This is a genomic window from Bifidobacterium apis (genome assembly GCF_036986835.1).
Lineage (GTDB): Bacteria > Actinomycetota > Actinomycetes > Actinomycetales > Bifidobacteriaceae > Bombiscardovia > Bombiscardovia apis_A.
The window spans coordinates 76,616-100,619 of record NZ_BTXD01000003.1 but is presented as its reverse complement, the minus strand read 5'-3'; the positions used below and the strand labels follow the sequence as shown (position 1 = coordinate 100,619).

The following is a 24,004-nucleotide window of genomic DNA, read 5'->3' as shown; positions in this document are numbered from 1 at the left end:
CTGAAGTGCGCAAAAGAAGGTCTAATATACGGGAGTAGAGGAGGCCGATTGGCTGGTATGGAGGTGATGGACCATATCACGCCATCCAATGCCTTTCGCTTCCCGCAGCACCAACCGGTGGCTACAAGCCGCCCTGTTAGGATGTTGAGGATCAGCCATGCATTTCACAGTAGACAACCTTGAAGAGGTATTTCCCCTGGCAGAATTCATAGCCGATTCCTTCGGTCCCATGGCCGAGATTGTGGTGCATGACATCACCCGCCCGGAGAATTCCATCGTCTTCATCCGCAACGGGCAGCTCTCCGGACGCTCCCTGGGCGACGGGGTTACGGACCAGACGCTCCAACTGGCCATACGGGCCGACCAGGACGGGGCCGACTTCGTCTCCGACTACCGGGGGCGCCGCCTGAACAAGCATGAGTTCCGCGTCTCCTCCTACCTGATCCGCAACCAGGAGCAGACCGTCATTGGCCTGCTCTGCATCAGTATCAACATCACCGAGCTGCAGCAGGCCGCCCATGTGCTGCAGACCCTGTCCTCGATTGACTCCGACGATGTGCAGATCTCCACGGAGACCTCGCGCAGCCACGTGAGCGAGGAGCCTGCCGAGAACATCCGCAGGATCACCAGGGACGAGGTCCGCCAGTTCAACATCCCAATGGACAAGCTGACCAAGCAGGACAGGCTGGAGATCATCCGCAACATCAAGGACCAGGGCATCTTCCTCATCAAGGGCGCGGTGGGCATCGTCGCTCCCGAGCTCAAGATTTCGATTCCCACCCTTTACCGGTACCTGCAGGCCCTCAAATAGGGCCTGAAAAGTAAAACCTCCGGCGGCAGGAGAGGGGGGTATATTTCTGTGCCGCCGGAGGAGCTTTACAGCGCGGCCGCCGCCATTGGCGACAACCGGAACGTGGTCACACATACAGACCACGCAAGTATTTCATAGGTAAAACAGGGAGACCACAGTTTCCTCAAGCTGCGGTGCATTGCAGATTCAGCCAGGCTAGTTACGTGCCCTCATTGGCCTAGGCCTTTCTTCATGCTATCACCTCTTCAAGGATGCATCAGGTACTCCCGTTTCTGGCAGGTCCCCCGACCTGTTGCTAAGAGCAAATTATCACAAGGTCCCGGACATACTCAACACTCCGTTCGCCATCCGCCATGACAACCGGCATTACAGGGGCGGTTTGTGCATAATTCAGCGGAGTCGGCTGCCTAAAGCGAGCCCGAAAAGTAAATCTCAGCTGGTCTGCTAACAATAATTTATTACCTGAATTTCTGCTGGAGGAATCATTAGCTATGCATCGTCAGGGATTCGATCACTGAAAATTGAGAAGATTTGTAGGCATCAATTACTGACTGAAAACTGTCTCTAGATGGAAGGTAGGGGAGAGGTAGAAGATCCAGGTGGGCGATGCAGGAATCGAACCTGCGACCCCTTCGGTGTGAACGAAGTGCGCTAGCCGCTGCGCCAATCGCCCGGATTGGGAAAGACCACCGAAGTGATCCTCGTGGGCGATACTGGATTCGAACCAGTGACCCCTTCCGTGTCAGGGAAGTGCGCTACCTCTGCGCCAACCGCCCGGGTCATTCTCGTTTCGAGAGAGAGGTGGGTACGAGAGTCGAACTCGTCTATACGGCTTTGCAGGCCGCTGCCTAACCGCTTGGCTAACCCACCGTATTGGTTAAACTGCTCGAAACCTCGAGCGGGCAACGGGACTCGGACCCGCGGTCTCGACCTTGGCAAGGTCGCGCTTTACCAACTAAGCTATGCCCGCACATTCAACCTTCACCGTGGTGGTGACTGCCGAAGCACGTTGCACTACTGTAGCGTAGACCTCCGCACTTGGCAAAAAGCGCGTGTCGCCGCGTCATAGAGCCACCCTCCGCTGATGGCAAAGCCGCGCAATACAAGGCTTCCTACCGGTAGGGTGAGAGGTATGAGTGAAGAAGCCAGGCAGCACTGCACCATGGTGGCCGCCTTCGATGGCTGGAACGATGCGTGCTCAGCCTCGACCAACGTCATCCGCCACCTGTTGAACGTCTACGAGTCCCACGAGATCGGCAGCATTCCGGGCGACGGGTTCTATGACTACCAGATGTCACGGCCCATGCTCTGCCATGTGCAGGGTAGGCGGCGGATCATCTGGCCCTCCACCAAGATCTACCGGGTGCAGATTGATGACACCCACACCCTCCTGCTGGAGATGGGCCCGGAGCCCAACTACCACTGGAGTGACTTCTGCCGGCGCAGCATCCACTGGGCCGAAGACGATGAGGCCGAGGCCGTCATCACCCTGGGCGCCATGTTTGCCGACTGCCCCCACACCAGGCCCCTGCCCATCGATGACCTGGCCGGCGACCAGCCCAAGACCGACACCGACGGCCACTCCGGCCCCATAGGCATCCCCACCGTCCTGGATGCCCTGGCCACACAGGACGGCTACAGCACCGAGTCCATCTGGGTCTCCGTGCCCCAGTACCTGGGTAGCGACGAGTGCGCCCAGGGCACCCTGCAGCTGCTGCAAAGGCTCTCGGCCATGCTTGGCGTTCACCTTGACGAGGGGGAGCTGCCTCGCAAGGCTGCCGAGTGGAAGGCCCAGGCCGGAATGCTGCTGCGCTGCAACGACGACCTGGCCAACTACGTCCACCGTCTGGAGATGGATGTCGACCAGGCCCAGGTGGACGAGCCGGCCGCCGAAGAGCTGGTCCGTGAGGCCGAGGATTATCTGCGCTCCATGGGCAACAAAGGCCCCTCCTTGTCTGAGTGACGACCTAGGCTGTGGCACGATAACCATGTCCAGCCTGCACCCTGTAACGCGGGCTCCGATAGCAAGGACGGCATTCATGACACAGTCGAGCATCTCCATCATCGTCAAGGGCGAACGGAAGGAGGTGGCGGCGGATCAGACTGGCGTCCAGCTTTTTGCTGACGACAAGGACATCATCGCCGTCGACCTCAACGGGCAGCCCCGCGACCTCTATACACCCCTGCACGAAGGCGACAAGGTCGAGCCCATCACGCTGGAGAGCGACCAGGGACTGGCCATCATGCGGCACTCGGCCACCCACGTCATGGCCCAGGCCGTCCAGGAGATCCGTCCGGACGCCAAGCTGGGCATCGGTCCGGTCATCAAGGACGGCTTCTACTACGACTTCGACGTGGACAAGCCCTTCACCCCCGACGACCTTAAGCAGATCGAGCAGCGGATGAAGCGGATCATCAAGTCCTCCCAGAGCTTCCGCCGGCGCGTGGTCACCGAGGAGGAGGCCCGCAAGGAGGAGGCCGACCAGCCCTACAAGCTGGAGTTGATCGGGGCCAAGGAAGCCGAGATCAACAGCGAGGAGGCCACCGAGGTGGCCACCGGCGGCGAGCTGACCATGTATGACAACCTGGACCGCGAGGGCAACACGGTCTGGAAGGATCTCTGCCGGGGCCCGCACCTGCCCAACACCCGCTACATTCGCTGCTTCAAGCTCATGCGCACGGCCGCCGCCTACTGGCGCGGGGATGAGAAGAACCCCATGCTCCAGCGCATCTACGGCACCGCCTGGGCCAACAAGGACGACATGAAGGCCTACACCGCCCGTCTTGAGGAGGCCGCCCGACGCGACCACCGCAAGCTGGGCGCCGAGATGGATCTCTTCTCCTTCCCGGACGAGATCGGGCCCGGCCTGCCCGTCTTCCACCCCAAGGGCGCGGCCGTCATCAACGCCATGGAGGACTACTCCCGGCAGATGCACCGGCGCAACGGCTACTCCTTCGTGCAGACCCCGCACATCACCAAGGGCCACCTCTACGAGATCTCGGGCCACCTGCAGTGGTACAAGGACGGCATGTACCCGCCCATGCACCTGGACGAGGAGAAGGACGCCAACGGCAAGGTGACCCGCCAGGGCTTCGACTACTACCTGAAGCCCATGAACTGCCCCATGCACAACCTGATCTTCAAGTCCCGGCAGCGCTCCTACAAGGAACTGCCCCTGAGGCTGTTCGAGTTCGGCACCGTCTACCGCTACGAGAAGTCCGGCGAGGTCCACGGCCTGACCCGTGTGCGCGGCCTGACCCAGGACGACTCCCACATCTACTGCACCCGGGACCAGATGAAGGGTGAGCTGACCAACCTGCTCCAGTTCGTGCTCAAGGTGCTCAAGGACTTCGGCCTCAACGACTTCTACCTGGAGCTGTCCACCAAGGATCCCAACAAGTTCGTCGGCTCCGACGAGGTCTGGGAGGAGGCCACCAACACCCTGGCCGAGGTGGCCAAGGACTCCGGGCTGGAGCTGGTTGACGACCCCGAGGGCGCCGCCTTCTACGGGCCCAAGATCTCCGTGCAGGCACGGGATGCCATCGGGCGCACCTGGCAGGTCTCCACCATTCAGCTGGACTTCAATCTGCCAGAGCGCTTCCAGCTGGAGTACATCGCCGCCGACGGCTCCCACCAGCGGCCGGTCATGATCCACCGGGCCCTCTTCGGCTCCATCGAGCGCTTCTTCGCCATCCTGCTGGAGCATTACGCCGGCGCCTTCCCGGCCTGGCTGGCCCCGGTCCAGGTGCAGGCCGTGCCCGTGGCCGACGAGTTCGCCCCCCATCTGGAGCACCTGCTGGACCAGCTGCGCGACGACATGGTTCGTTGCGAGATCGACCGCTCCGACGATCGATTCGGCAAGAAGATCCGCAACGCGGCCAAGTCCAAGGCCCCCTTCATCCTGATCGCCGGCGAGGAGGACGTCTCCAAGAACGCGGTCTCCTTCCGCTTCCGCGATGGCAGCCAGCTCAATGGTGTGCCCGTGGAGCAGGCCCGCGCCTGGATCAATGAGGCCATCAAGGTCCGCGCCCAGATCAACTCGGCAGACGACTTCCGAGCGAACACCTCCTGCAGTCAGGACTGACCAATGTTCGAGCATCTACGGCGCCCCTGGAAGCGCATCATCGCCCCCATCGCCCGCGGCCTGGTTCGTCTGGGCGTGAGCGCCAACGGTGTCACCATCAGCGGAGCCGTAGGCACCACACTGGTAGCCATCCTGACCGGGTTCACCGGCTGGCTTCTGCCTGGGGCCATCGTCCTGGCCATCCTGGTGGCCTTCGACTCCCTGGATGGTTCCGTGGCCGCGCTGACCGGCGGTGGCACGCAGTTCGGGGGCTTCCTGGACTCCACCCTTGACCGGATTGCGGACTGGGCCGTCCTGACCGGGGTCATAATCTACCTGCGCCGTCACGAGCTGGCCTGGGTGGCTGATGGCAGCCACCAGGGTCCCGACATCTGGGCCCAGGTGGGCATGGCTGCAGCACTCTTCGCCATCATGACCTCCTTCGTCACCTCCTACGCCCGGGCCCGGGCCGAAGCGGAGGGCTTCGAGGCCAAGAACGGCATCGCCACCAGGTCCGACCGGCTGGTCATCATTCTGGTGGGCATGGCCCTGACCGGGGCCGGGCTGCCCCTGGCCGTGCTCAGCTGCTTCCTGGTACTGCTGGCCCTGCTGGGCGTCGTCACTGTCTGGCAGCGGATCAGCCACGTGGCCAAGGACATGAGCCGTAACCCGCAGCCTGCCAACCCCAACCACGAGTGAGCCTATGCCGGATCGACTGCTCATCTTTCTGGCGCAGCACGCGCGTCTGGTGCCCGAGAGGCTGTTGCGCGGCCTCTTCCTGGTGGCAGCCGACCTCTGCTGGCTCTTCCGGATAGGCGGCGTCAGACAGCTGGAGCGCAACCTGGCCCATGTCATGCCAGAGGCCGACCGTCGTAGTCTGAGGTGCACCTCGCGCCAGGGTATGCGCTCCTACTTCGTCTACTTCGTCGAGGCCTTGACTGTGGGAGCCCGCACGAAGGAGCAGCTGCTGGCGCGCATACACGGTGGCGGCAACGCCTACCCGGCTCCGGCCAAGACCGACATCAGCCTACGCTCCCTGCCCATAGGCATGGGCCACCAGGGCAACTGGGACTATGCAGGCTTCTGGGCCTGCTCCACGGTCGGTCAGGTCACCACGGTGGCCGAGCGGCTAAGAGACCAGGGGATGCTCAACACCTTTGCGGACATCCGTCGCCGCCTGGGTATGAACATCCTGCTGACCGGCGAGCCGGACATCACCGGCCGTCTGACAACCCTGCTGCGGGAGCCTGACCAGGTGGTGCCCCTGCTGGCCGACCGCGACCTGAGTCGCCGAGGCGTTTTCGTCCAAGCCTTCGACTCCTGGATTCGCGTGGCCGCCGGACCTGCCGTCATCGCCTTGGATGCCCGTCTGCCCCTATATACCGTGAACATGCACAGGGAAAGGCTGACGGGGGAGCGCCGGCGGCAGGCCAAGACCCCCTACGGCTATGTCTGCCAGGTGGACGGGCCCATCGCCATCGAGCCCTACCTGGACATGCCCCGGGAGCAGGCCATCAAGGACCTGACCCAGGCCTGGGTGGACCAGTGGGCCCAGGGCATTCGTGAGCATCCCGAGGACTGGCACATGCTCCAGCCGATTTTCCTTGAGGATCTGGATCTATCCCGGATGCACGACCTGCCGGACTTCATCCTGGCCCAGGCATCCAAGAACAAGGGAGGTGACGGGCATGAAGGCACCCGAGCAAAGGCCTGAGCGGGAGCCGGAGCGGGCCGCCATCAAGGCGCCTCTGCGGGTGGGGATCATTTCGCCCTACTCCTTCGAGACCCCGGGCGGCGTCCAACTGCACATCCGCGACTTCGCCAGGCATCTTATGGAGCGCGGCCACCAAGTGCAGGTTCTGGCCCCGGGCCGACGCACCCAGGACATGCCCCTCTGGGTGCAGACCACCGGCTCCTCCTTCTCCATTCCCTACAACGGATCCGTGGCCAACCTGAGCTACTTCGGCGTGGCCGGCCACAAGACCCGGCAGTGGGTCAGGCAGGGCCACTTCGACATCCTGCACCTGCACGAGCCCGAGGTGCCCTCCCTGAGCCACAAGCCCCTGAGGCCCGGATTCATTCCCTGCCCCTATGTGGCCACCTTTCATGCGGCCTTCGATACGACCCCGCTGGCCCTGAGGCTGACCAGGCGCTACCTGCGCCGATACCTGGCCAACATCAGCCAGGCCATCTTCGTCAGCCCCTCGGCCATGCGGAACGCCCGGAATCTGCTGGAGCCGGGAATACCCAGCCAGATCATCCCCAACGGCATCGAGACCAGAGCCCTGCGCAATGCCCGGCCGCGCCCGGAATGGCAGGGGAGCGAGCGGGAACCCACCATCGGATTCCTGGGAAGGATGAAGGAGGAGCGCAAGGGGTTCAAGATTCTGGCCCAGGCCGCACCTGCCATCCTGCAGCGCGTACCCGGAGCCCGCTTCCTGTGTGCAGGTGACGGCCAGGGGGAGGCCCGGGAAATACTCGAAGCCGTCGATCCCGGACTGGCCCGGCACTTCACCTTCCTGGGACGGATCAGCGACGAGGACAAGGCCTCCTTCTACCACAGCCTTGGCCTGTATGTGGCACCGCAGACCGGGGGAGAGAGCTTTGGCATCGTGCTGGTCGAGGCCATGGCGGCGGGCTGCCCGGTGGTGGCCTCGGACCTGCCCGCCTTCGAGGATGTCTCCCAGAACGGGCGCAGCGCACGCCTGTTCGCCAACGCAGACCCCGAGGACTGCGCCCGGGTGGTCCTGGGCCTGCTGGACGACCGACCTGCCCGCCTGGACCTGGCCTCGTGCGGAATGCGGCGGGCCAGCGACTACGACTGGGAGCGGGTCACCGACCAGGTTCTGGATGTCTACGCCCGGGCCCTGGTAGCCCGGCCCGATCATCGCCGTGGCCTGCTGGGCAGGCTGGTGGGCCGGAAGACTGGTTCTCTTTACGATGAAGCCCCCACGAAAGGGCCTGAAAACCCGTAAAATTGTCAAAGAGCGGAACTAGAATTCCATTCGTTTACGCATTCGTACCGTCAGGAGACATATGTCAGGGCATTCGAAGTGGGCGACCACCAAGCACAAGAAAGCAGCCATCGACGCCAAGCGTGGCAAGCTCTTCGCCAAGCTGATCAAGAACATCGAGATCGCTGCCCGCACCGGCGGCGGTGACCCCGACGGCAACCCCACCCTCTACGACGCCATCGTCAAGGCCAAGAAGTCCTCCGTGCCCGCAGACAACATCACCAGGGCCGTCAAGCGCGGCTCGGGCGAAGAGGCCGGAGCGGCCAACTACGAGAGCATCGTCTACGAGGGCTACGCTCCCGCAGGCGTGGGCATCATCATCGAATGCCTGACCGACAACCGCAACCGCGCGGCCGCCGAGGTCCGTTCCACCCTGACCAAGGGCGGCGGCTCCCTGGCCCAGAACGGCTCGGTCAGCTTCAACTTCGAGCGCAAGGGCCAGATCATCGTCCCCTCGGAGGGCCTGGACTACGATACGGTCTTCGAGAAGGCCGCCGAGGCCGGTGCCGAGGACGTGCAGGACAACGGCGAGAGCTACACCGTGCTGACTGCCCCCGGCGACATGGTCAACGTCCGCAAGGCCCTGCAGGACGCGGGCATGGACTACGACTCCGCCGATCTGGTCCTCAATCCCAAGAGCGAGGTTACCCTGGACCTGGACTCCGCCCGCAAGGTCTCCAAGCTGATCGACAACCTGGACGACCTGGACGACGTGCAGGAGATCTACAGCAATTGGACCGCCCCCGACGAGGTCATGGCCCAGTTGGACGACGAGTGACCCCATGATCGTTCTCGGCGTCGACCCGGGGCTCACTCGATGCGGCGTCGGCGTCATTGAAGCCGGTGCATCGCGCCGGCTTTCCTTTGTTCATGTGGACGTCGTGCGCTCAGACCCCGAACAGAGCCAGGACCTGCGGCTGCTGACCATCTACCAGGGGCTGACGGCCGCCCTGGACCGTTTCAGCCCCGACGTGGTGTCCATCGAGCGGGTCTTTGCCCAGTCCAACCACAACACCGTGCTGGGAACCGCCCAGGCGGCAGGGCTGGCCATGCTGGGGGCGGCGCAGCGTGGGATTCCCGTGGCCCTGCATACCCCTACCGAGGCCAAGATGGCTGTGACCGGCAATGGCCAGGCCGACAAGATCCAGGTGCAGCGGATGGTGGCCCGCATTCTTGGGCTCAATCAGCTGCCCAAGCCCGCCGATGCAGCCGACGCTCTTGCCCAGGCCATCTGCCATGCTCTGCGGCCTGCCGGGGCTATCCAGGGCGGGGAACGCGAGGAGCATCTGACCCAGGCCCAACGCCAGTGGGCACAGGCCTCCGCCAAGTACGGCAAGCATCGGGGAGTCCAGCGAGACATGTAAGCTGATTCGAACAGACGTTCGATTCCATCGAGGGGTGATCAAGTGCTGGCAATGCTGACCGGGCGGGTGGCCGCCATCGAAACGGGCTCCGCCGTCATCGATGTTTCGGGGGTGGGTTTCGAGGTGCGCATGCCCCAGTCGGACCTGGCCTCCATGCGGGCCGAATCCACGGTCACTGTCTACACGGCCCTGTCCCTGACCCAGGATGCACTGACCCTCTACGGATTCCTCAGCCGCACGTCGAAATCCCTCTTCGCCCAGCTGCAGAAGGTCAGCGGCATCGGACCGCGCGTGGCCCTGTCCATACTCGCCACCCTGAACTCGGACCAGCTGGCCCAGGCCGTGGCCGACGGCGACGCTGCGGCCCTGTCCCGGGCGCCCGGCCTGGGCAAGAAGGGCGCTCAGAAGATCATCCTCGAGCTCTCCGGCAAGCTGGATCTGGATGCCGGCACGGGCAGACAGGGACCCGCCCAGACCGACGACGGCGCCCACCAGGTGGTCGAGGGACTGATCTCCCTGGGCTGGCTACAGCGTGATGCCGAGCAGGCCGTGGAGCAGACCTGCAGCGAGGGCGGCTACACCCTGCCTTTGCAGCCGGCCGACATTCCCAAGGTGCTCAAGCAGGCCCTGACCCGGCTGGACAGGGGGCGCTGACCCATGGCTGACAAGCAGATGACCACCGGGTACATCGATACGCAGAACGGCGACGCCCAGGAGGAATCCCTGCGGATGGTCTCGGCCCGGCCCATCGAAGGCGAGCCGGTAAGCGACGAGGAGCTGCGGCCGGAAACCCTGGACGGATTCATCGGACAGCCCCGGCTCAAGGCCCAGCTGGGGCTCTTCCTGAAGGCCGCCAAGAAGCGGGATGTGGCCCCGGATCACATCCTTCTGGCAGGCCCTCCAGGACTGGGCAAGACCACCCTGGCCATGATCGTCGCCCACGAGTTGGAGGTGCCCATCCGTGTCACCTCGGGGCCGGCTGTTCAGCATGCCGGCGACCTGGCCTCCATCCTGAGCTCCCTGGAGGCCGGCGAGGTGCTCTTCATCGACGAGATCCACCGCCTGCCCAGGGCCGCCGAAGAGCTGCTTTACATCGCCATGGAGGACTTCCGCGTGGATGTCATGGTGGGCAAGGGTCCCGGAGCATCCTCCATTCCGCTGACCCTGCCCAGGTTCACGGTCATCGGCGCCACCACCCGTGAGGGCATGCTGCCCTCGCCCCTTCGGGCCCGCTTCGGCTTCACCGCCCACCTGGACTTCTACCCGGAGGATGAGCTGGAGAAGCTGGTCGAGCGGTCGGCCAAGGTCCTGGGCATCGTCCTGCAGGATGACGCAGCTCACCAGCTGGCCCTGCGCTCCCGTGGCACGCCCAGGATCGCCAACCGCCTGTTGCGTCGTGTGCGCGACTGGGCCATAGTCCACGATCTTGACCAGGTCGGCCCTGATGACGTCAAGCAGGCCCTGTCCCTCTACCAGATCGACTCCGAGGGGCTGGACCGTCTGGATCTGGCCGTCCTCAAGGCCATCGTCAACAGTTTCGACGGCGGACCCGTGGGCCTGAACAACCTGGCCGCCATGGTGGGCGAGGAGGCTGAGACGGTCGAGACGGTCTGTGAGCCCTACCTGGTGCGTGAGGGCTTCCTGGTACGCACCCCAAAGGGGCGTGTGGCCACCTCCAAGGCCTGGGAGCACCTGGGCCGCAAACCGCCCGAGGATGTCATGAAGCTGTTCTAGACTGGGGTCTTCGCAGCAATGCATATCGCCGTTTGATACCCGCCGAAACAAGGAGTGGAAACAGCCATGGGATCCATGATTTTCATGATCGTCATCATCGCCCTGATGATCGCCATGATGTGGGGAAGCTCCCGCAAGAGCAAGCAGCAGCAGGCCGCCGTCCAGGACTTCCGCCAGTCCCTGCAGCCCGGTGACGAGGTCGCCACCACCACTGGTCTTCTAGGCAAGGTGGTCTCCGTGGACCTGGAGAAGGAGCAGGTGGTCATCGACTCCGAGGGTTCGCAGTCCCGCTGGCGCATCCAGGCCATCACCAAGCCTCCCATCGTCCCGGCCTACGTCCACGACGACGAGGTTGACGAAAACGGCAACCCCCTGCCCGAGCAGGTCGAGGGCCAGTCCGAGGATGCGGACGCCCCCGCCGAGGTCACCGCCGCCGACGATACCGCCACACAGAACTTTGCCGCCTCCGAAGGCAAGGATGATGCACAATCCAAGTCGTCGGATTCCGAACCGGAGCAGGAAGACGAATCAGACAAGGCCAGGACTGCTGAGAAGTCCGATGACGCTGCCGACTCGGAGGCATCCAAGGATTCCGACGCCTCTGAAGAGTCCGACACCTCCGAGGCTCCGGATTCGACTTCCACCAAGTCCTGAACCTCATACGCGCGCCACACCTTCCGTCAGGCCGACTCCGAACGGAAACGCGGCGCGCGTATGATGGCCCCGGCAACCACTTCCAAGGAGCAAAACAGAAAGAAGATCATGGCTCAATCGGACGATATCAAGGTTGGAGAACTTAAGCAGGTGGGCGATGATGACGCCGCTTATCTGATCTCATTGATCCGTACCATTCCGGACTTTCCCAAGAAGGGGATCCTTTTCAGGGACTTCATCCCGGCCATGTCGGATCCCAGGGGATTGGCCATCATCCTCGACGCCATGAAGCGCACCCTGCCCGTCAAGCCGGAGGACTTCGACCTGGTAGCCGGGCTTGAGGCACGCGGCTTTCTGATCGGTCCCCAGCTGGCGACCGATCTGGGCAAGGGCTTCCTGCCCATGCGCAAGGCCGGCAAGCTCCCCGAGCCCACCTACAGCCAGGAATACGCCCTTGAATACGGCAACGCCCGTATCGAAATCGAGCGGGGCTCCCTGCGCCCTGGTCAGCGGGTCCTGATTGTCGACGACCTGATCGCCACCGGCGGTTCCGCCCAGGCAGCGGCACGTCTGGTGGAACAGGCCGGGGGCCAGGTGGCTGGTTTCAGCTTCGTCATGGAACTCAACGGTCTGGACGGCCGCAAGGCCCTGGGCGCCTACCCGGTCACCTGCCTGATGAACATGCCCGCCTGAGCACGATTGGGGGACCTTCACCATGGATTTGTACGAATACCAGGCCAGGCAGCTGCTCGCTGAACATGGCATCTCCCAACCCAGGGCCGTCTATGCCTCAACCGCAGAAGAGGCCGGCCAGGCAGCCGACGTCATCGGCTACCCCTGCATGATCAAGGGCCAGGCCACCATTGGCCATAGGGGACAGGCCGGAGCAGTCAAGCGAGCCGAGGATCACGATCAGGCCGTAGCCCTGGCCGAGGCCATCCTGCCCATGAACATCGACGGCCATCCGGTCAGCGGGATCCTGGTCACCGAGGCACGCAACATCCTGCACGAGTACTACCTGTCCATTTCAGTGGACCGCACCTCCCGGGACTATGATGTCCTGGCCACGGCCAGCGGGGGCACCGAGGTGGAGACCATCGCCCGCGAACATCCCGAATCGGTCCGGCGCCTGCACATCGGCCCCTTGGAGGATTTCGACAGGCAGGCCGCCCGCACCATGGCCGAGCGCATCGGCTTCTACCATGCGGATCTGGAGCAGGCCGCACAGATTCTTCTGGGCATGTGGCACACCTTCCAGGACAGCGATGCAACCCTGGTCGAGATCAACCCCCTGGCCAAGGTGGGCGACCCGGACGACGAGGCCACCAAGCACCTGGACGCCCTCGATGCCAAGATCTCCCTGGACGGGAACGCGGCCTTCCGGCACGACGGCTGGAAGCGCTTCACGGACCCGGCCCAGCTGGACCCGCTGGAAGCCAAGGCTAAGGCCGCAGGCCTGCACTACGTCCATCTGGACGGCCAGGTGGGCGTCATCGGCAACGGTGCAGGACTGGTCATGAGCTCCCTGGATGCCGTGGCTGGGTCAGGACGCCGCCGGGGCGTTCCTGTTGGACCCGCGAACTTCCTTGACATCGGAGGCGGCGCCTCGCCCGAGGTCATGCGCACCAGCCTGGACGTGGTCCTCTCCGACCCCAAGGTCCGTTCGGTCATGGTCAATGTCTATGGAGGCATCACCTCCTGCCAGCAGGTGGCCCAGGGCATCCTGGCCGCCGTGGACGCTGCGGGCGGGCAAGACCATAACGACGACCGGCCCATCGTGGTCCGCTTCGACGGCAATGAGGCTGCCGAGGGACTGGACCTGCTGGCCAAGGCCCAAGAGCCACGGCTCAAGGTGGCCCGCACCATGGAGGAGGCGGCGGACCAGGCCGTGGCCCTGGCCGCTCAGGCAGGAAAGGAGACGGGACGATGACCCTCTTCGTTGAAGACGGCGCCCCCGTCATGGTTCAGGGCATGACCGGTCACCAGGGCATGGTCCATACGGCCCGCATGATGGCGGCAGGCACCAACATCCAGGCTGGGGTCAACGCCCGCAAGGCCGGAATGACGGTGGACTTCGACGGTCCTGACGGCCAGACCCGTCATGTGCCCGTATACGCCGATTGCTCAGCAGCGCGCCAGGCGACCGGAGCCCGCACCTCCGTGGTCTTCGTCCCGCCCAGATTCGCCAAGGACGCCATGGTCGAGGCCATCGAGGCCGGCATCACGCTGATCGTGGTCATCACCGAGGGCATTCCCGTTGCCGATACCGCCTACTGCGTGGCCCTGGCCAGGGAACGCGGCTGCCGCATCGTCGGTCCCAACTGCCCGGGACTGATGACCATGTCCGACCGGCCCAACGGCGTCGGCGTGGACCTGGGCATCATCCCGCAGGGCATCGCCGGTCGCGGCCCTCTAGGACTGGTGTCCAAGTCGGGCACCCTGACCTATCAGCTCATGGGGGAGTTGTCCTCCATCGGCTTCACCGCCTGCCTAGGCATCGGCGGCGACCCCATAGTGGGCACCACCATGCTGGAGGCCCTGCAGGCCTTCAACCGCGATCCCGAAACCAAGGCCTGCGTCATGATCGGCGAGATCGGCGGCTCGGCCGAACAGGAGGCCGCCCGCTGGGCCTCCACCCACATGACCAAGCCCATCGTGGCCTATATCGCCGGCTTCACCGCTCCGGAGGGCAAGCAGATGGGCCACGCTGGGGCCATCATCTCGGGCGGCAAGGGCACGGCTGCAGACAAGAAGGAAGTGCTTGAGTCCGTCGGCATCCAGGTGGGTACTACACCCGGCGAGACCGCCCGGCTGACCCGCGACCTGCTGCGGGAGCATGCCATCATATGACCGGCAGGGTGAAAGTATGGCTCCGAGGGGCCCTAGAGGCCTTCCTGGCCATGCTTATCTACACTGTCGCCCTAGGCGCCTGCATGGCCCTGCTCCTGCTCATCATCTCCATCGAGGAGGGCGGGCCATCACTGTCCATGGCCACTGTGGCTTTGACGGAAACCATCACCCTGCTCACCCAAGGCTGCGGGTTTACAGCCGGGGCCCTGACCCTGACCATCATCCCCTTACTGCTGACCGGCCTGCTGATTTGGGTGATCCGCACCCTGGTCGGCCGCATGGGTGTGTCCGTCGGCGGCTGCATTGCCGGCCTGGTCGTCTGGGTGCTGTGCAACCTGATTCTCATGCAGGGCAGCCAGACCATGCAGGTCGACACCACCCCGGTCATTCTTCTGCGGACCAGCCTGGTCTTCCTATTGGGTTACGGCTGGGCCTGTGTCCGCTCCGAACCTTTCCGCCAGGCTTTCGCCAAGCGGATCAAAGAAGCCCTGCCGGTCCAGGTCCGCAGGACCATCCGGCTCGGGCTCATGGCCGGCTTGATCCTCCTGGCTGCCATGCTGGCCGCCGGCCTGATCGCCCTGATCGTCTGGATCGCCATCTATCACGGAGACGTGGGCCGCCTGTTCAAACTGACACGTATGGGCACCGCCTCGGCTGTGACGACCAGCCTGGCGTCCCTGGCCTGGCTGCCCAATCTGATTATCTGGGCTGCCTCCTGGATCTTCGGAAACGGCTTCAACATCGGCAGTCTGGCCACCTTCACCCTCTGGTCCGGACACGCCTCAAGTCTGCCCTCGCTGCCCCTCTTTGGACTTTTCCCGGAGCCTGTCTCCCGGCAGGAGGTTCGTCTGCTCCTGCTCAACCTGCCTTTGTTGGCCGGAGTGGTCGCCGGCATTCTGTTGCTGACCGGGCCATGGGGGGTCAGGATTCACGCTGCCGTGCGCCAAGCAGGGCTGAAATCCCGAGACACCGCAGTCTGCTTCCTTATGGCAACCCTGGCCATGGTCCTGGCCTGGCTGGTAACCCTGCTCGGTCTTGCCCTGCTTTTCCAGCTCTCCAACGGTGCCCTGGGCCGCCAGCGACTGGCCGGAGTGGGCGTGCCCATAGCCTCCTCCCTGCGCATGATCGGAACCTCCCTGGGGGTCGGCCTGTTGGGAGTATGGCTGCTGGCTCTCATCACCGCCGCCCTGATTATCATCAAGGACGTCCTGATTGACTATCTGCGCCAGGCAGGCGACAAAAAGACTTCCGCCAAGGCGGAAAACAAGGAAAAACACAATCAATCACGCGGTCAGGAGGGAAAGGAGCCCAAGGCAACCGACCGAGCAGACACACCACGACAGGTCTCGTCCACCCGTAGACCAGGCAAGTAGGTCCGAAGGTGGCGGGGCGCCTCGGCATTCAAGCATAGGAGTAGGAGTTTCCATGGTCACCACGAATCGAACCATCAACCGAGCACTGGTCTCGGTCTACCACAAGCAGGGTCTTGAGGCCCTGGCATCGGCCTTCCGCCAGGCAGGCACCGAGGTCGTCTCCACCGGCAGCACCGCAAAGAAGCTGCAGGATCTGGGCGTTAAGGTCACTCCGGTGGAAAAGGTCACCGGCTTTCCCGAAAGCCTGGATGGCCGGGTCAAAACCCTGGATCCGCACATCCACGCCGGGCTGCTGGCCGACATGACCAACCCCGACCATGTCCGGCAACTCAAAGACCTGGGCATAACCCCCTTCGACCTGGTGGTGGTCAACCTCTACCCCTTCGAGCAGACCGTCCTCGAGGGCGCCGACGCGGACCAGTGCCTGGAGCGCATCGACATCGGCGGACCCGCCATGATCCGGGCCGCCGCCAAGAACCATGCCAGCGTGGCTGTGATCACCGACCCGGACGACTATGCCCTGGCCGCCGAGCGCATCGCCTCCGGCACCGGTTTCAGCCTGGCCGAGCGCGGACGTCTGGCTGCTAAAGCCTTCGCCCTGACCGCCTCCTATGACGCGGCCATCGCCGAATGGACCGCACGCACATGGGTCGACGACAAGCAGGACAAGGCAGAGGATCAGAAACCAGCACAGGCGCTGACCCGCACCTGGCGTCTGGCCAGCCAGCTGCGCTACGGGGAGAACCCCCACCAGAAAGCCGCCCTCTACCTGGACCCGCTGGACCGGGACGGCTTCGCTGCGGCAGAGCACCTGGGCGGGGCCAAGGAGATGAGCTACAACAATTATGTGGATGCGGATGCCGCCTGGCGCTCGGTCTGGGACTTCCCCGACCTGCCCGCAGTGGCCGTGGTCAAGCACTCCAACCCCTGCGGTCTGGCCGTGGGGGAGGACATCGCCCAGGCCCATCGCCGCGCCCACGCCTGCGACCCCATGAGCGCCTATGGCGGGGTCATCGCCGCCAACCGCACGGTCACCCTGACCATGGCCCAACAGATCAAGCCGGTCTTCACCGAGGTGATCGTGGCGCCGGGCTATGAGCCCGAGGCCCTGGATCTGCTGCGGACCAAGAAGAACCTGCGCATCCTGTCTGTGCAACGCCGCCCGCGTCAGCGTCCGGTCATTCGTCAAATCGACGGGGGAGCCCTGGTGCAGACGCCCGACCTGATCGACGCCCCGGGAGACAATCCCTCCACCTGGCGTCTGGTCTCCGGCAACCCTGCCGACCAGGCGACCATGGATGATCTGACCTTCGCCTGGCGGGCCATCCGCTCGGTCAAGTCCAACGCGGTGCTCCTGGCCAACCAGGGAGCCACTGTGGGCATCGGCATGGGCCAGGTCAACAGGGTGGACTCCAGCCATTTGGCCGTGGAGCGGGCCAACACCCTGGACGAGGGCCGCAACCGCGCCAAGGGCTCGGTGGCCGCATCCGACGCCTTCTTCCCCTTCGCAGACGGTCTGGAGTATCTGATCCAGGCCGGCATCAGGGCCGTGGTGCAGCCGGGAGGATCCATCCGTGATCCCGAGGTGATCAAGGCCGCCCAGGACGCCGATCTGACCATGTATCTGACCGGAACCCGCCACTTCTTCCACTGATGAAACCGGACCCCGCGGTCGGATGTCGCCTTGCGACAAATTCCTTGACCGTGGGGCCCAATGCGGTGATATGCTGAATTAACTGACCAGCGATGATGCTGACTGGGAACCATAATTCGAAGGAGATATTGTGACCTATCAGACAGTCAATCCCTTTAACAACCAATTGATCAAGACCTATCCGGATGCCACCGACGAAGACCTGGAGAATGCCCTGGCCCGCGGTCATGACCTCTACAAGACCTGGCGCAAGCAGGAGGGCCCCGGAGACCGTCCCGCACAACTGCGCCAGGTTGCCAAGCTCTTCCGCCAGAACGAGGATGCCCTGGCTGCCAACCTGACCCTGGACATGGGCAAGCTGGTGGGTGAGGCCCGCGCCGAGGTGGAGCTGTGCGCAGACATCGCCGACTACTTCGCCGACCACGCCGAAGAGCTGCTGGCTCCCGTCCCCCTGGACAACCCCGCCGGCAAGGCCTACTACGTCAAGCAGGCCACCGGTATCGTGTTCATGGTTGAGCCCTGGAACTTCCCCTACTACCAGATCATGCGCGTGTTCGCCCCCAACTTCATTCTGGGCAACCCCATGATCCTCAAGCACGCCTCCAACGTGCCGGGTTCGGCTGTGGCCTTCGAACAGACCGTGAAGGAAGCAGGAGCCCCCGAGGGCAGCCTGACCAACCTCTTCGTCAACTATGACCAGGTGGACCGTGCCATCGCCGATCCCCGCGTCTCTGGCGTGGCCCTGACCGGGTCGGAGCGCGGCGGCGCCTCGGTGGCCAAGTCGGCCGGAGCCAACCTGAAGAAGTCCTCCATGGAACTGGGCGGCAACGATGTCTTCATCGTCCTGGATGACGCTGACTGGGATCTGCTCAAGAAGGTGGCCCCAAGTGCCAGGCTGATGAACGCCGGTCAGGTCTGCACCTCCTCCAAGCGCTTCATCGTCACGGAGAAGCACTACGACGACTTCGTCTCACTCATCGTCGATGCCTTCTCACACGCGGTTCTGGGCGATCCCAGCAACCCCGAAACCACGCTGGCCCCCATGTGTATGGTCTCCGCCCGCGACAACCTGGCCAAGCAGGTCGAAAAGGCCGTGGCCGGTGGAGCCAAAGTCGCCTACGGCAACAAGCCCTATGATTCGCCGGGGGCCTTCTTCACCCCGACGGTTCTGACGGACATCGACCGTAACAACCCCGTCTACAACCAGGAGATGTTCGGCCCTGTGGCCTCCATCTACAGGGTGGCCAACGAGGATGAGGCCATCGAGCTGGCCAACGACTCCAGCTATGGCCTGGGCGGTGTGGTCTTCTCCTCGGATACCGAGCATGCGGATGCCCTGGCCCGTCGCATCGAGACCGGCATGACCTTCATCAACGGCGGTTGGGTGACCATGCCAGAGCTGCCTTTCGGAGGCATCAAGAACTCCGGCTATGGCCGCGAGCTCTACAGCCTGGGCTTTGACACCTTCGCCAACGAGCATCTGATCTTCCAGCACAAGAACTGATCGGACAGCTCTGGCTCCTTGTTGGAACAGTGACCGTGCCATCATCGTCCAAGGGCGATGGCGGCACGGTCGCTTTGCGTCTGCAGCGCTGGTAGGCTCGAACCTGCAGAGCAAGTGCAGAGGCAGGTGAGCATGACAGACGCAGATAAGGCCGAGAACCCGGACCTCAAGCCCCCGCAGCCGCCCAAGACATCAGGCCGGGGTCATCCCTTCGTCTCTGAGGCCCAGGAAGGCCGTCCTGTATGCGAGGGGATCATTTTTACGGTGGTGCTGGTCGCCGCGCTCGTGGCCTTCTGTGGATACACATGGGCCGCGACTGGACTGGTGTCCATCGCGGCCCTGGTTTGCGGCGCCCTGCGGCTGATTCTCAAGGATCGCAGCCCCTGGAAGGTGCGGTCGGTGCCCTTCGACGCCTTCATCAGCATCGCCCTGGGCATCGGCCTCCTGGTCACCTACTTCAGCATTCAGCTGCTGCTGTGACCCCTCTCAGGCTTTTCAGTCCTCGCTAAGTTCAGCCTTCGGTAGGCTTGTCTTTGGGTTCCTCGTCACCTTCTTCGTTTTCGGAAGCGGTGTGAAGGGGCTCGACCTGCAGATCGGGAATGGTCCCTGCATCGACTGGGGCAACCTCATCCTGGCCACCATCAGCCTGCTTACCGGCATCGGCATCCTGCCCTGCATCAGTATCTGATAGAGCCGATAAATCGACAGCCTGAGCCGTGGTGTCTGCGGGGGCGACCGTGTCTGCAGCATCTGCTGCATCAGCGGCAGTGTTTTGAACCGGAGCAGGATTGGCCTGGGCGGATTGATCCTGGGTCTGCGCACCCGCAGCAGCAAATGCGTCAGCCTGTGCTTCGGCGCCCGTCTGAGCCTGGACACCTGTAGCAGCGAAGGCGTCAGTGTGTGTTTGTGCCTGTGCAACCGGCTGGGCGTCAGTGGCGATACCCATGGCATGCATGGCCATGTTGTCGGTGATGATGCTGGTCACGATGATGACCAGGGCCACCAGGGATGCAGCCAACAGGGGGCAGATCCAGAAGAGCCAGAGCTGTGAGATCGGGCTGACGGCCATGTGCTTGGACTGGGCGAAGATGGCGATGCCGGTGGAGCGAGCAGGATTCAGTCCCGAGCAGGTGATGGGATAAGTGACCAGCACGCCGACGCCGTAGGCCAGCCCGGTATAGAGAGCATGGTTGCGACGGGCGCGGCCGTCGGAGCGCAGGGTGGTGATGGCCGCAGCCACCACGATCATGCAGCCGATCAGCTCAACCACGATGGCCATGGGCGCCCCGAAGGCGATGTGCTGCTGGCCCAGGGTGGCTGCAGCGGGTGATCCGCCTGAAAAACCGTTGACCGAGAACATGAGCCAGGTCCTGTCCGGCACAGATTTGCTGACCGGGATAAGGGCGACTGCGAGTGCACCGGCGCCAATAGCGCCGATCACCTGGGCGACGATGTAGATCAATCCGTCCACCATGCTGATCTGCGAGGTGAACATGGCAGCCACGGTCACGGCGGGGTTGAAGTGTCCGCCGGAGACACCTCCCAGCATGGCCGTCACGACCAGGTAGGTCAGAGCGGTACCCAAGACCGGCAGCATCACGGTGGGCTGGCCCATGACCAGCTGGCCGAAGCTGTAGGACAGGTAGATGACCGCGCAGATCAGGAAGGTTCCCGCCAACTCTGCGGCCGCACGAATCCAACGAACATCACGAGGTCTGATCCGCCTGCGGACGGGCTTTGCGGCAACCTGCCCGTCGGCCTGTTCGAGGACCGGCTCAGCACTTGCTTCCATAGTCATGTTCCCCACCTTGCAATCCCTTCGACGACAATGAGCAATAACAGTTTCAAGCTTAGGGCAAGCCAACAACACTTCCCTAGGCTCCGATATAGTATGATATGACCTTTCGGCGGCTGCGGTCGTCCGGAACGGTATCCGTTACATATCTATCAGGCCACGTTGGGAGAACGATGCCACATCCATACACACAGGCGATAAGAGCGCGCGAACAGGGGGAGGAAGGCATCCGCCTCCAGAAGGTGCTGGCCCAGGCCGGATTCGGCTCTCGTCGCAAATGTGAACAAATCATCACCCAGGGCAGGGTCGAGGTCGACGGCAAGCTGGTTACCACCCTGGGCAGCCGGGTGGACCCCTCCCATCAGCAGATCCGCGTGGATGGATCCCGCATCCATCTGAACGACAAGCACGTCACCCTGGCCCTGAACAAGCCCCGCAAGGTCCTCTCGACCATGGACGACCCCAAAGGCCGGTTCACCCTGCGCGACATCATCGGGGACCGCTACGAGCGCGTCTTCCACATGGGCAGGCTGGACTATGACTCCGAGGGCCTCATCCTCATGACCGACGACGGGGAGCTGGCCCAGCACGTCATGCACCCGCGTTACGAGGTGGAGAAGACCTACATCGCCACGCTCAGCGGCCACATTGGCGGCAACGTCTGCCGACGGCTGGTCACCCAGGGTGTGGAGCTGGACGACGGCCTCATCCGGCTGGACCATTGCGCCATCATCGACCACAATCGCGAGCACACCATCGTCAAGGTGGTCCTGCATTCGGGCAAGAACCGGATAGTCCGGCGCATTTTCGGCGCCATCGGCTACCCGGTGACCAGGCTGGTGCGCACCCAGATCGGCCCCATCCGGCTGGGCGAGATCCGTCCGGGCTCCTACCGGGTGCTCTCCGCCACCGAGATCAAGGCCCTGGATAAGGAGGTCGGACTGTGATCACCGTCGCCATCGATGGCCCTGCGGGAGTGGGCAAGTCCTCCACCTCGCGGGCCCTGGCCAAGCATTTCGGACTGGCCTACCTGGACACAGGCGCCATGTACCGGGCGGTCACCCTCTGGTGCATGGACCGCGGGCTGGACCTGGACGCGGACCAGCCCGACCAGGGGGCCATCACCGAAGCCGTGGCCGATTCCATCACCGGCGGCCACCTGGTCATGGGACTGGACCCCGAGCATCCTACTGTCAGCCTTGACGACCGTGACGTGGATGAAGAGATACGTTCCACCAAGGTCTCCGAGCATGTTTCCGTGGTCTCTTCGATTCCGGCCGTGCGCCATGTCCTCATCGCCGCCCAGCGGGCCATCATGGCTGACCAGGAGCGGGGCGTTGTGGCCGAAGGACGTGACATCACCACAGTGGTGGCCCCGGATGCCCAGGTCCGTGTGCTGCTGACAGCCCGTGAGGAGGTCCGTCAGGCCCGTCGCAGCGGCCAGGCCCAGTCCGGGTCGGCCGGCGCCGAGGATCTGGCCGCCCGGGATGCCCGGGATTCCAAGGTCACCTCCTTCATGAGCGCCGCCGACGGGGTGACCACCGTGGACAACTCCGATCTGACCTTCGAGCAGACCCTGAAGGTCCTGATCGATCTGGTCTCCTCGGCCATGGAGGAGGAATCCTACGACGAGTACGCCCGGAACCTGGACGACTATGAGCTGGACGAGGAGGACCGTGCCCTGCTGGAGGGCGGCTCCGAGAACCAGGATGACCAGGACCAGGGCCCCAAGGCTGTAGGCGTGCTGGCCGTGGTGGGAAGGCCCAACGTGGGCAAGTCCACCCTGGTCAACAGGATTCTCGGCCGCCGTGCCGCCGTGGTCGAGGACACCCCTGGCGTGACCCGCGACCGGGTCAGCTACGAGGCCGAGTGGGCCGGCACCCAGTTCAAGCTGGTGGACACCGGCGGCTGGGAGAGCGACGTGGAGGGCATCGAATCCGCCATCGCTTCCCAGGCGCAGGTCGCCGTATCACTGGCGGATGCCGTCATTCTGGTCGTGGATGGCCAGGTGGGGCTGACCGCCAGCGACGAGCGGATCGTCACCATGCTGCGGGCCGCCGGCAAGCCGGTCGTCCTGGCTGTCAACAAGCTGGACGACCGGATGGCCGACTACACCGCCTCCGAATTCTGGAAGCTGGGACTGGGCGAACCCTATGCCATCTCCGCCATGCACGGCCGGGGGATAGGTGACCTGCTGGACGCCGCGCTGGAAGAGCTCGGCAAGGCCGAGAAGACCTCGGGATTCCTCACCCCGGAGGGGCTGCGCCGGGTGGCCCTGGTCGGCCGGCCCAACGTAGGCAAGTCCTCCCTGCTCAACCAGCTGGCCCACGAGGAGCGGGCCGTGGTCCACGATGTGGCCGGCACCACCAGAGACCCGGTCGACGAGGTGGTCCAGGTGGACGGCGAGGACTGGCTCTTCATCGACACCGCCGGCATCAAGCGCCGCCTGCACAAGATCTCGGGTGCCGAATACTACTCCAGCCTGCGCACCCAGGCGGCCATCGAACGCTCGGAACTGGCGTTGATCCTCTTCGATGCCTCCCAGCCCATCGCCGACCAGGACTTGAAGGTCATGAGCCAGGCTGTGGATGCGGGCCGGGCCATCGTCCTGGTCTTCAACAAGTGGGATCTGTTGGACGACTTCGGCCGTCAGCGTCTTGAGCGGCTCTGGCAGACCGAGTTCGACCGGGTCACCTGGGCCGAGCGGGTCAACCTTTCCGCCAAGACCGGCTGGCACACCAACCGGCTGGCCAGGGCCATGCGCACCGCTCTGGAATCATGGGACAAGCGCATACCGACCGGCAAGCTCAACTCCTTCCTGGGCAAGGTTCAGGCTGCGCACCCGCATCCGCTGCGGGGCGGCAAGCAACCAAGAATTCTCTTCGCTACCCAAGCCTCCACCAGACCGCCGCGTTTCGTGATCTTCGCCACCGGCTTCCTGGAGCATGGCTACCGCCGCTATCTGGAACGCTGTCTGCGCGAAGAGTTCGGCTTCGAGGGCACCCCCATCCAGATCTCCGTGCATATCCGCGAGAAGAAGAAGCGCAAATAAGGATGGAGAAGGTCCCTAGCCCGGCTCTTAAGTCAGCCTAGGGACCTTTACATACCCCTGCAGATTGGGCGCAGCACCTCGACCATCTCACTCCAGTAGCCTCGCAATGCAAACTTGTCTGACAGTATCCGTGTC

Annotated in this window: 21 protein-coding genes and 4 tRNA genes; 20 read left to right on the top strand and 5 right to left on the bottom strand. The window is 63.9% G+C overall.

Annotated elements, in window-relative coordinates; all coding sequences use genetic code 11:
• The first annotated feature begins 157 nt into the window (after positions 1–157).
• Complete coding sequence (locus AACP62_RS07415; RefSeq protein WP_339347451.1) at positions 158–811, top strand: helix-turn-helix transcriptional regulator; 654 nt, start codon at positions 158–160, stop codon at positions 809–811.
• A gap of 600 nt (positions 812–1,411) precedes the next feature.
• On the opposite strand, the gene AACP62_RS07410 is transcribed toward AACP62_RS07415, so the two are convergent.
• The 4 genes from AACP62_RS07410 to AACP62_RS07395 all read right to left on the bottom strand — a co-directional run bounded on the left by AACP62_RS07410 (position 1,412) and on the right by AACP62_RS07395 (position 1,781).
• Positions 1,412–1,484 (bottom strand) — tRNA-Val (locus AACP62_RS07410).
• A gap of 31 nt (positions 1,485–1,515) precedes the next feature.
• Positions 1,516–1,587: transfer RNA gene (locus tag AACP62_RS07405), tRNA-Val, on the bottom strand.
• A gap of 23 nt (positions 1,588–1,610) precedes the next feature.
• A tRNA-Cys gene (locus tag AACP62_RS07400) sits at positions 1,611–1,681 on the bottom strand.
• Positions 1,682–1,708: 27 nt separating this feature from the next.
• Positions 1,709–1,781 (bottom strand) — tRNA-Gly (locus AACP62_RS07395).
• 162 nt (positions 1,782–1,943) lie between these two features.
• On the opposite strand from AACP62_RS07395, the gene AACP62_RS07390 reads away from it, so the two are divergent.
• From AACP62_RS07390 to AACP62_RS07310, 17 genes are all read left to right on the top strand, one after another.
• The gene (locus AACP62_RS07390) at positions 1,944–2,774 is read left to right on the top strand and encodes a PAC2 family protein (protein WP_029678830.1); all 831 of its coding nucleotides are present in this window, start codon (positions 1,944–1,946) and stop codon (positions 2,772–2,774) included.
• 76 nt (positions 2,775–2,850) lie between these two features.
• Entirely contained in the window at positions 2,851–4,896 is a 2,046-nt protein-coding gene (gene thrS / locus AACP62_RS07385) for a threonine--tRNA ligase (protein WP_029678831.1), read from the top strand.
• Between the two features lie 3 nt (positions 4,897–4,899).
• Positions 4,900–5,574, top strand: a complete 675-nt coding sequence (gene pgsA, locus AACP62_RS07380; RefSeq protein WP_029678833.1) for a phosphatidylinositol phosphate synthase — start codon at positions 4,900–4,902, stop codon at positions 5,572–5,574.
• Between the two features lie 4 nt (positions 5,575–5,578).
• Complete coding sequence (locus AACP62_RS07375) at positions 5,579–6,589, top strand: phosphatidylinositol mannoside acyltransferase (RefSeq protein WP_339347449.1); 1,011 nt, start codon at positions 5,579–5,581, stop codon at positions 6,587–6,589.
• Positions 6,564–7,850 carry a glycosyltransferase family 4 protein gene (locus tag AACP62_RS07370; protein ID WP_339347447.1) on the top strand — a complete coding sequence of 429 codons (1,287 nt, stop codon included), beginning with the start codon at positions 6,564–6,566 and terminating at the stop codon, positions 7,848–7,850. Before AACP62_RS07375 ends, AACP62_RS07370 begins: the two co-directional genes overlap by 26 nt.
• Before the next feature lie 61 nt (positions 7,851–7,911).
• A complete protein-coding gene (locus AACP62_RS07365) occupies positions 7,912–8,667 on the top strand; it encodes a YebC/PmpR family DNA-binding transcriptional regulator (RefSeq protein WP_045935369.1) in 756 nt (251 codons plus the stop codon).
• Between the two features lie 4 nt (positions 8,668–8,671).
• A complete protein-coding gene (gene ruvC, locus AACP62_RS07360; RefSeq protein ID WP_110412913.1) occupies positions 8,672–9,253 on the top strand; it encodes a crossover junction endodeoxyribonuclease RuvC in 582 nt (193 codons plus the stop codon).
• A gap of 42 nt (positions 9,254–9,295) precedes the next feature.
• Positions 9,296–9,907 (top strand): Holliday junction branch migration protein RuvA, encoded by a 612-nt coding sequence (ruvA, locus tag AACP62_RS07355; protein WP_045924419.1) that lies wholly within the window; start codon positions 9,296–9,298, stop codon positions 9,905–9,907.
• A 3-nt stretch (positions 9,908–9,910) separates the two neighbouring features.
• Positions 9,911–10,987: a Holliday junction branch migration DNA helicase RuvB gene (gene ruvB, locus AACP62_RS07350; protein ID WP_045935366.1), complete on the top strand. Its 1,077-nt coding sequence runs from the start codon at positions 9,911–9,913 to the stop codon at positions 10,985–10,987.
• Positions 10,988–11,053: 66 nt separating this feature from the next.
• Complete coding sequence (locus tag AACP62_RS07345; RefSeq protein WP_082069384.1) at positions 11,054–11,641, top strand: preprotein translocase subunit YajC; 588 nt, start codon at positions 11,054–11,056, stop codon at positions 11,639–11,641.
• Positions 11,642–11,749: 108 nt separating this feature from the next.
• On the top strand, positions 11,750–12,334 hold the full coding sequence (locus AACP62_RS07340; protein ID WP_045936110.1) for an adenine phosphoribosyltransferase: 585 nt from the start codon (positions 11,750–11,752) through the stop codon (positions 12,332–12,334).
• Between the two features lie 22 nt (positions 12,335–12,356).
• Positions 12,357–13,571, top strand: coding sequence for an ADP-forming succinate--CoA ligase subunit beta (gene sucC, locus AACP62_RS07335; RefSeq protein ID WP_339347436.1), 1,215 nt, complete (start codon positions 12,357–12,359; stop codon positions 13,569–13,571).
• Positions 13,568–14,491, top strand: coding sequence for a succinate--CoA ligase subunit alpha (sucD, locus tag AACP62_RS07330; RefSeq protein ID WP_339347434.1), 924 nt, complete (start codon positions 13,568–13,570; stop codon positions 14,489–14,491). The genes sucC and sucD overlap by 4 nt, the downstream gene beginning before the upstream one ends.
• A complete protein-coding gene (locus tag AACP62_RS07325) occupies positions 14,488–15,864 on the top strand; it encodes a cell division protein PerM (RefSeq protein ID WP_339347433.1) in 1,377 nt (458 codons plus the stop codon). The genes sucD and AACP62_RS07325 overlap by 4 nt, the downstream gene beginning before the upstream one ends.
• A 52-nt stretch (positions 15,865–15,916) precedes the next feature.
• Entirely contained in the window at positions 15,917–17,518 is a 1,602-nt protein-coding gene (gene purH, locus AACP62_RS07320) for a bifunctional phosphoribosylaminoimidazolecarboxamide formyltransferase/IMP cyclohydrolase (RefSeq protein WP_339347431.1), read from the top strand.
• Positions 17,519–17,648: 130 nt separating this feature from the next.
• Positions 17,649–19,022: an NAD-dependent succinate-semialdehyde dehydrogenase gene (locus AACP62_RS07315; RefSeq protein WP_339347429.1), complete on the top strand. Its 1,374-nt coding sequence runs from the start codon at positions 17,649–17,651 to the stop codon at positions 19,020–19,022.
• Between the two features lie 132 nt (positions 19,023–19,154).
• On the top strand, positions 19,155–19,502 hold the full coding sequence (locus AACP62_RS07310) for a DUF3017 domain-containing protein (RefSeq protein WP_154313476.1): 348 nt from the start codon (positions 19,155–19,157) through the stop codon (positions 19,500–19,502).
• A gap of 31 nt (positions 19,503–19,533) precedes the next feature.
• Here AACP62_RS07310 and AACP62_RS07305 read toward each other — a convergent pair whose 3' ends face one another.
• On the bottom strand, positions 19,534–20,820 hold the full coding sequence (locus AACP62_RS07305; RefSeq protein ID WP_339347426.1) for an MIP/aquaporin family protein: 1,287 nt from the start codon (positions 20,818–20,820) through the stop codon (positions 19,534–19,536).
• 170 nt (positions 20,821–20,990) lie between these two features.
• On the opposite strand from AACP62_RS07305, the gene AACP62_RS07300 reads away from it, so the two are divergent.
• Entirely contained in the window at positions 20,991–21,764 is a 774-nt protein-coding gene (locus AACP62_RS07300) for a pseudouridine synthase (RefSeq protein ID WP_045935361.1), read from the top strand.
• Positions 21,761–23,869 (top strand): bifunctional cytidylate kinase/GTPase Der, encoded by a 2,109-nt coding sequence (gene der / locus AACP62_RS07295; RefSeq protein ID WP_339347424.1) that lies wholly within the window; start codon positions 21,761–21,763, stop codon positions 23,867–23,869. The genes AACP62_RS07300 and der overlap by 4 nt, the downstream gene beginning before the upstream one ends.
• Positions 23,870–24,004 lie beyond the last annotated feature (135 nt).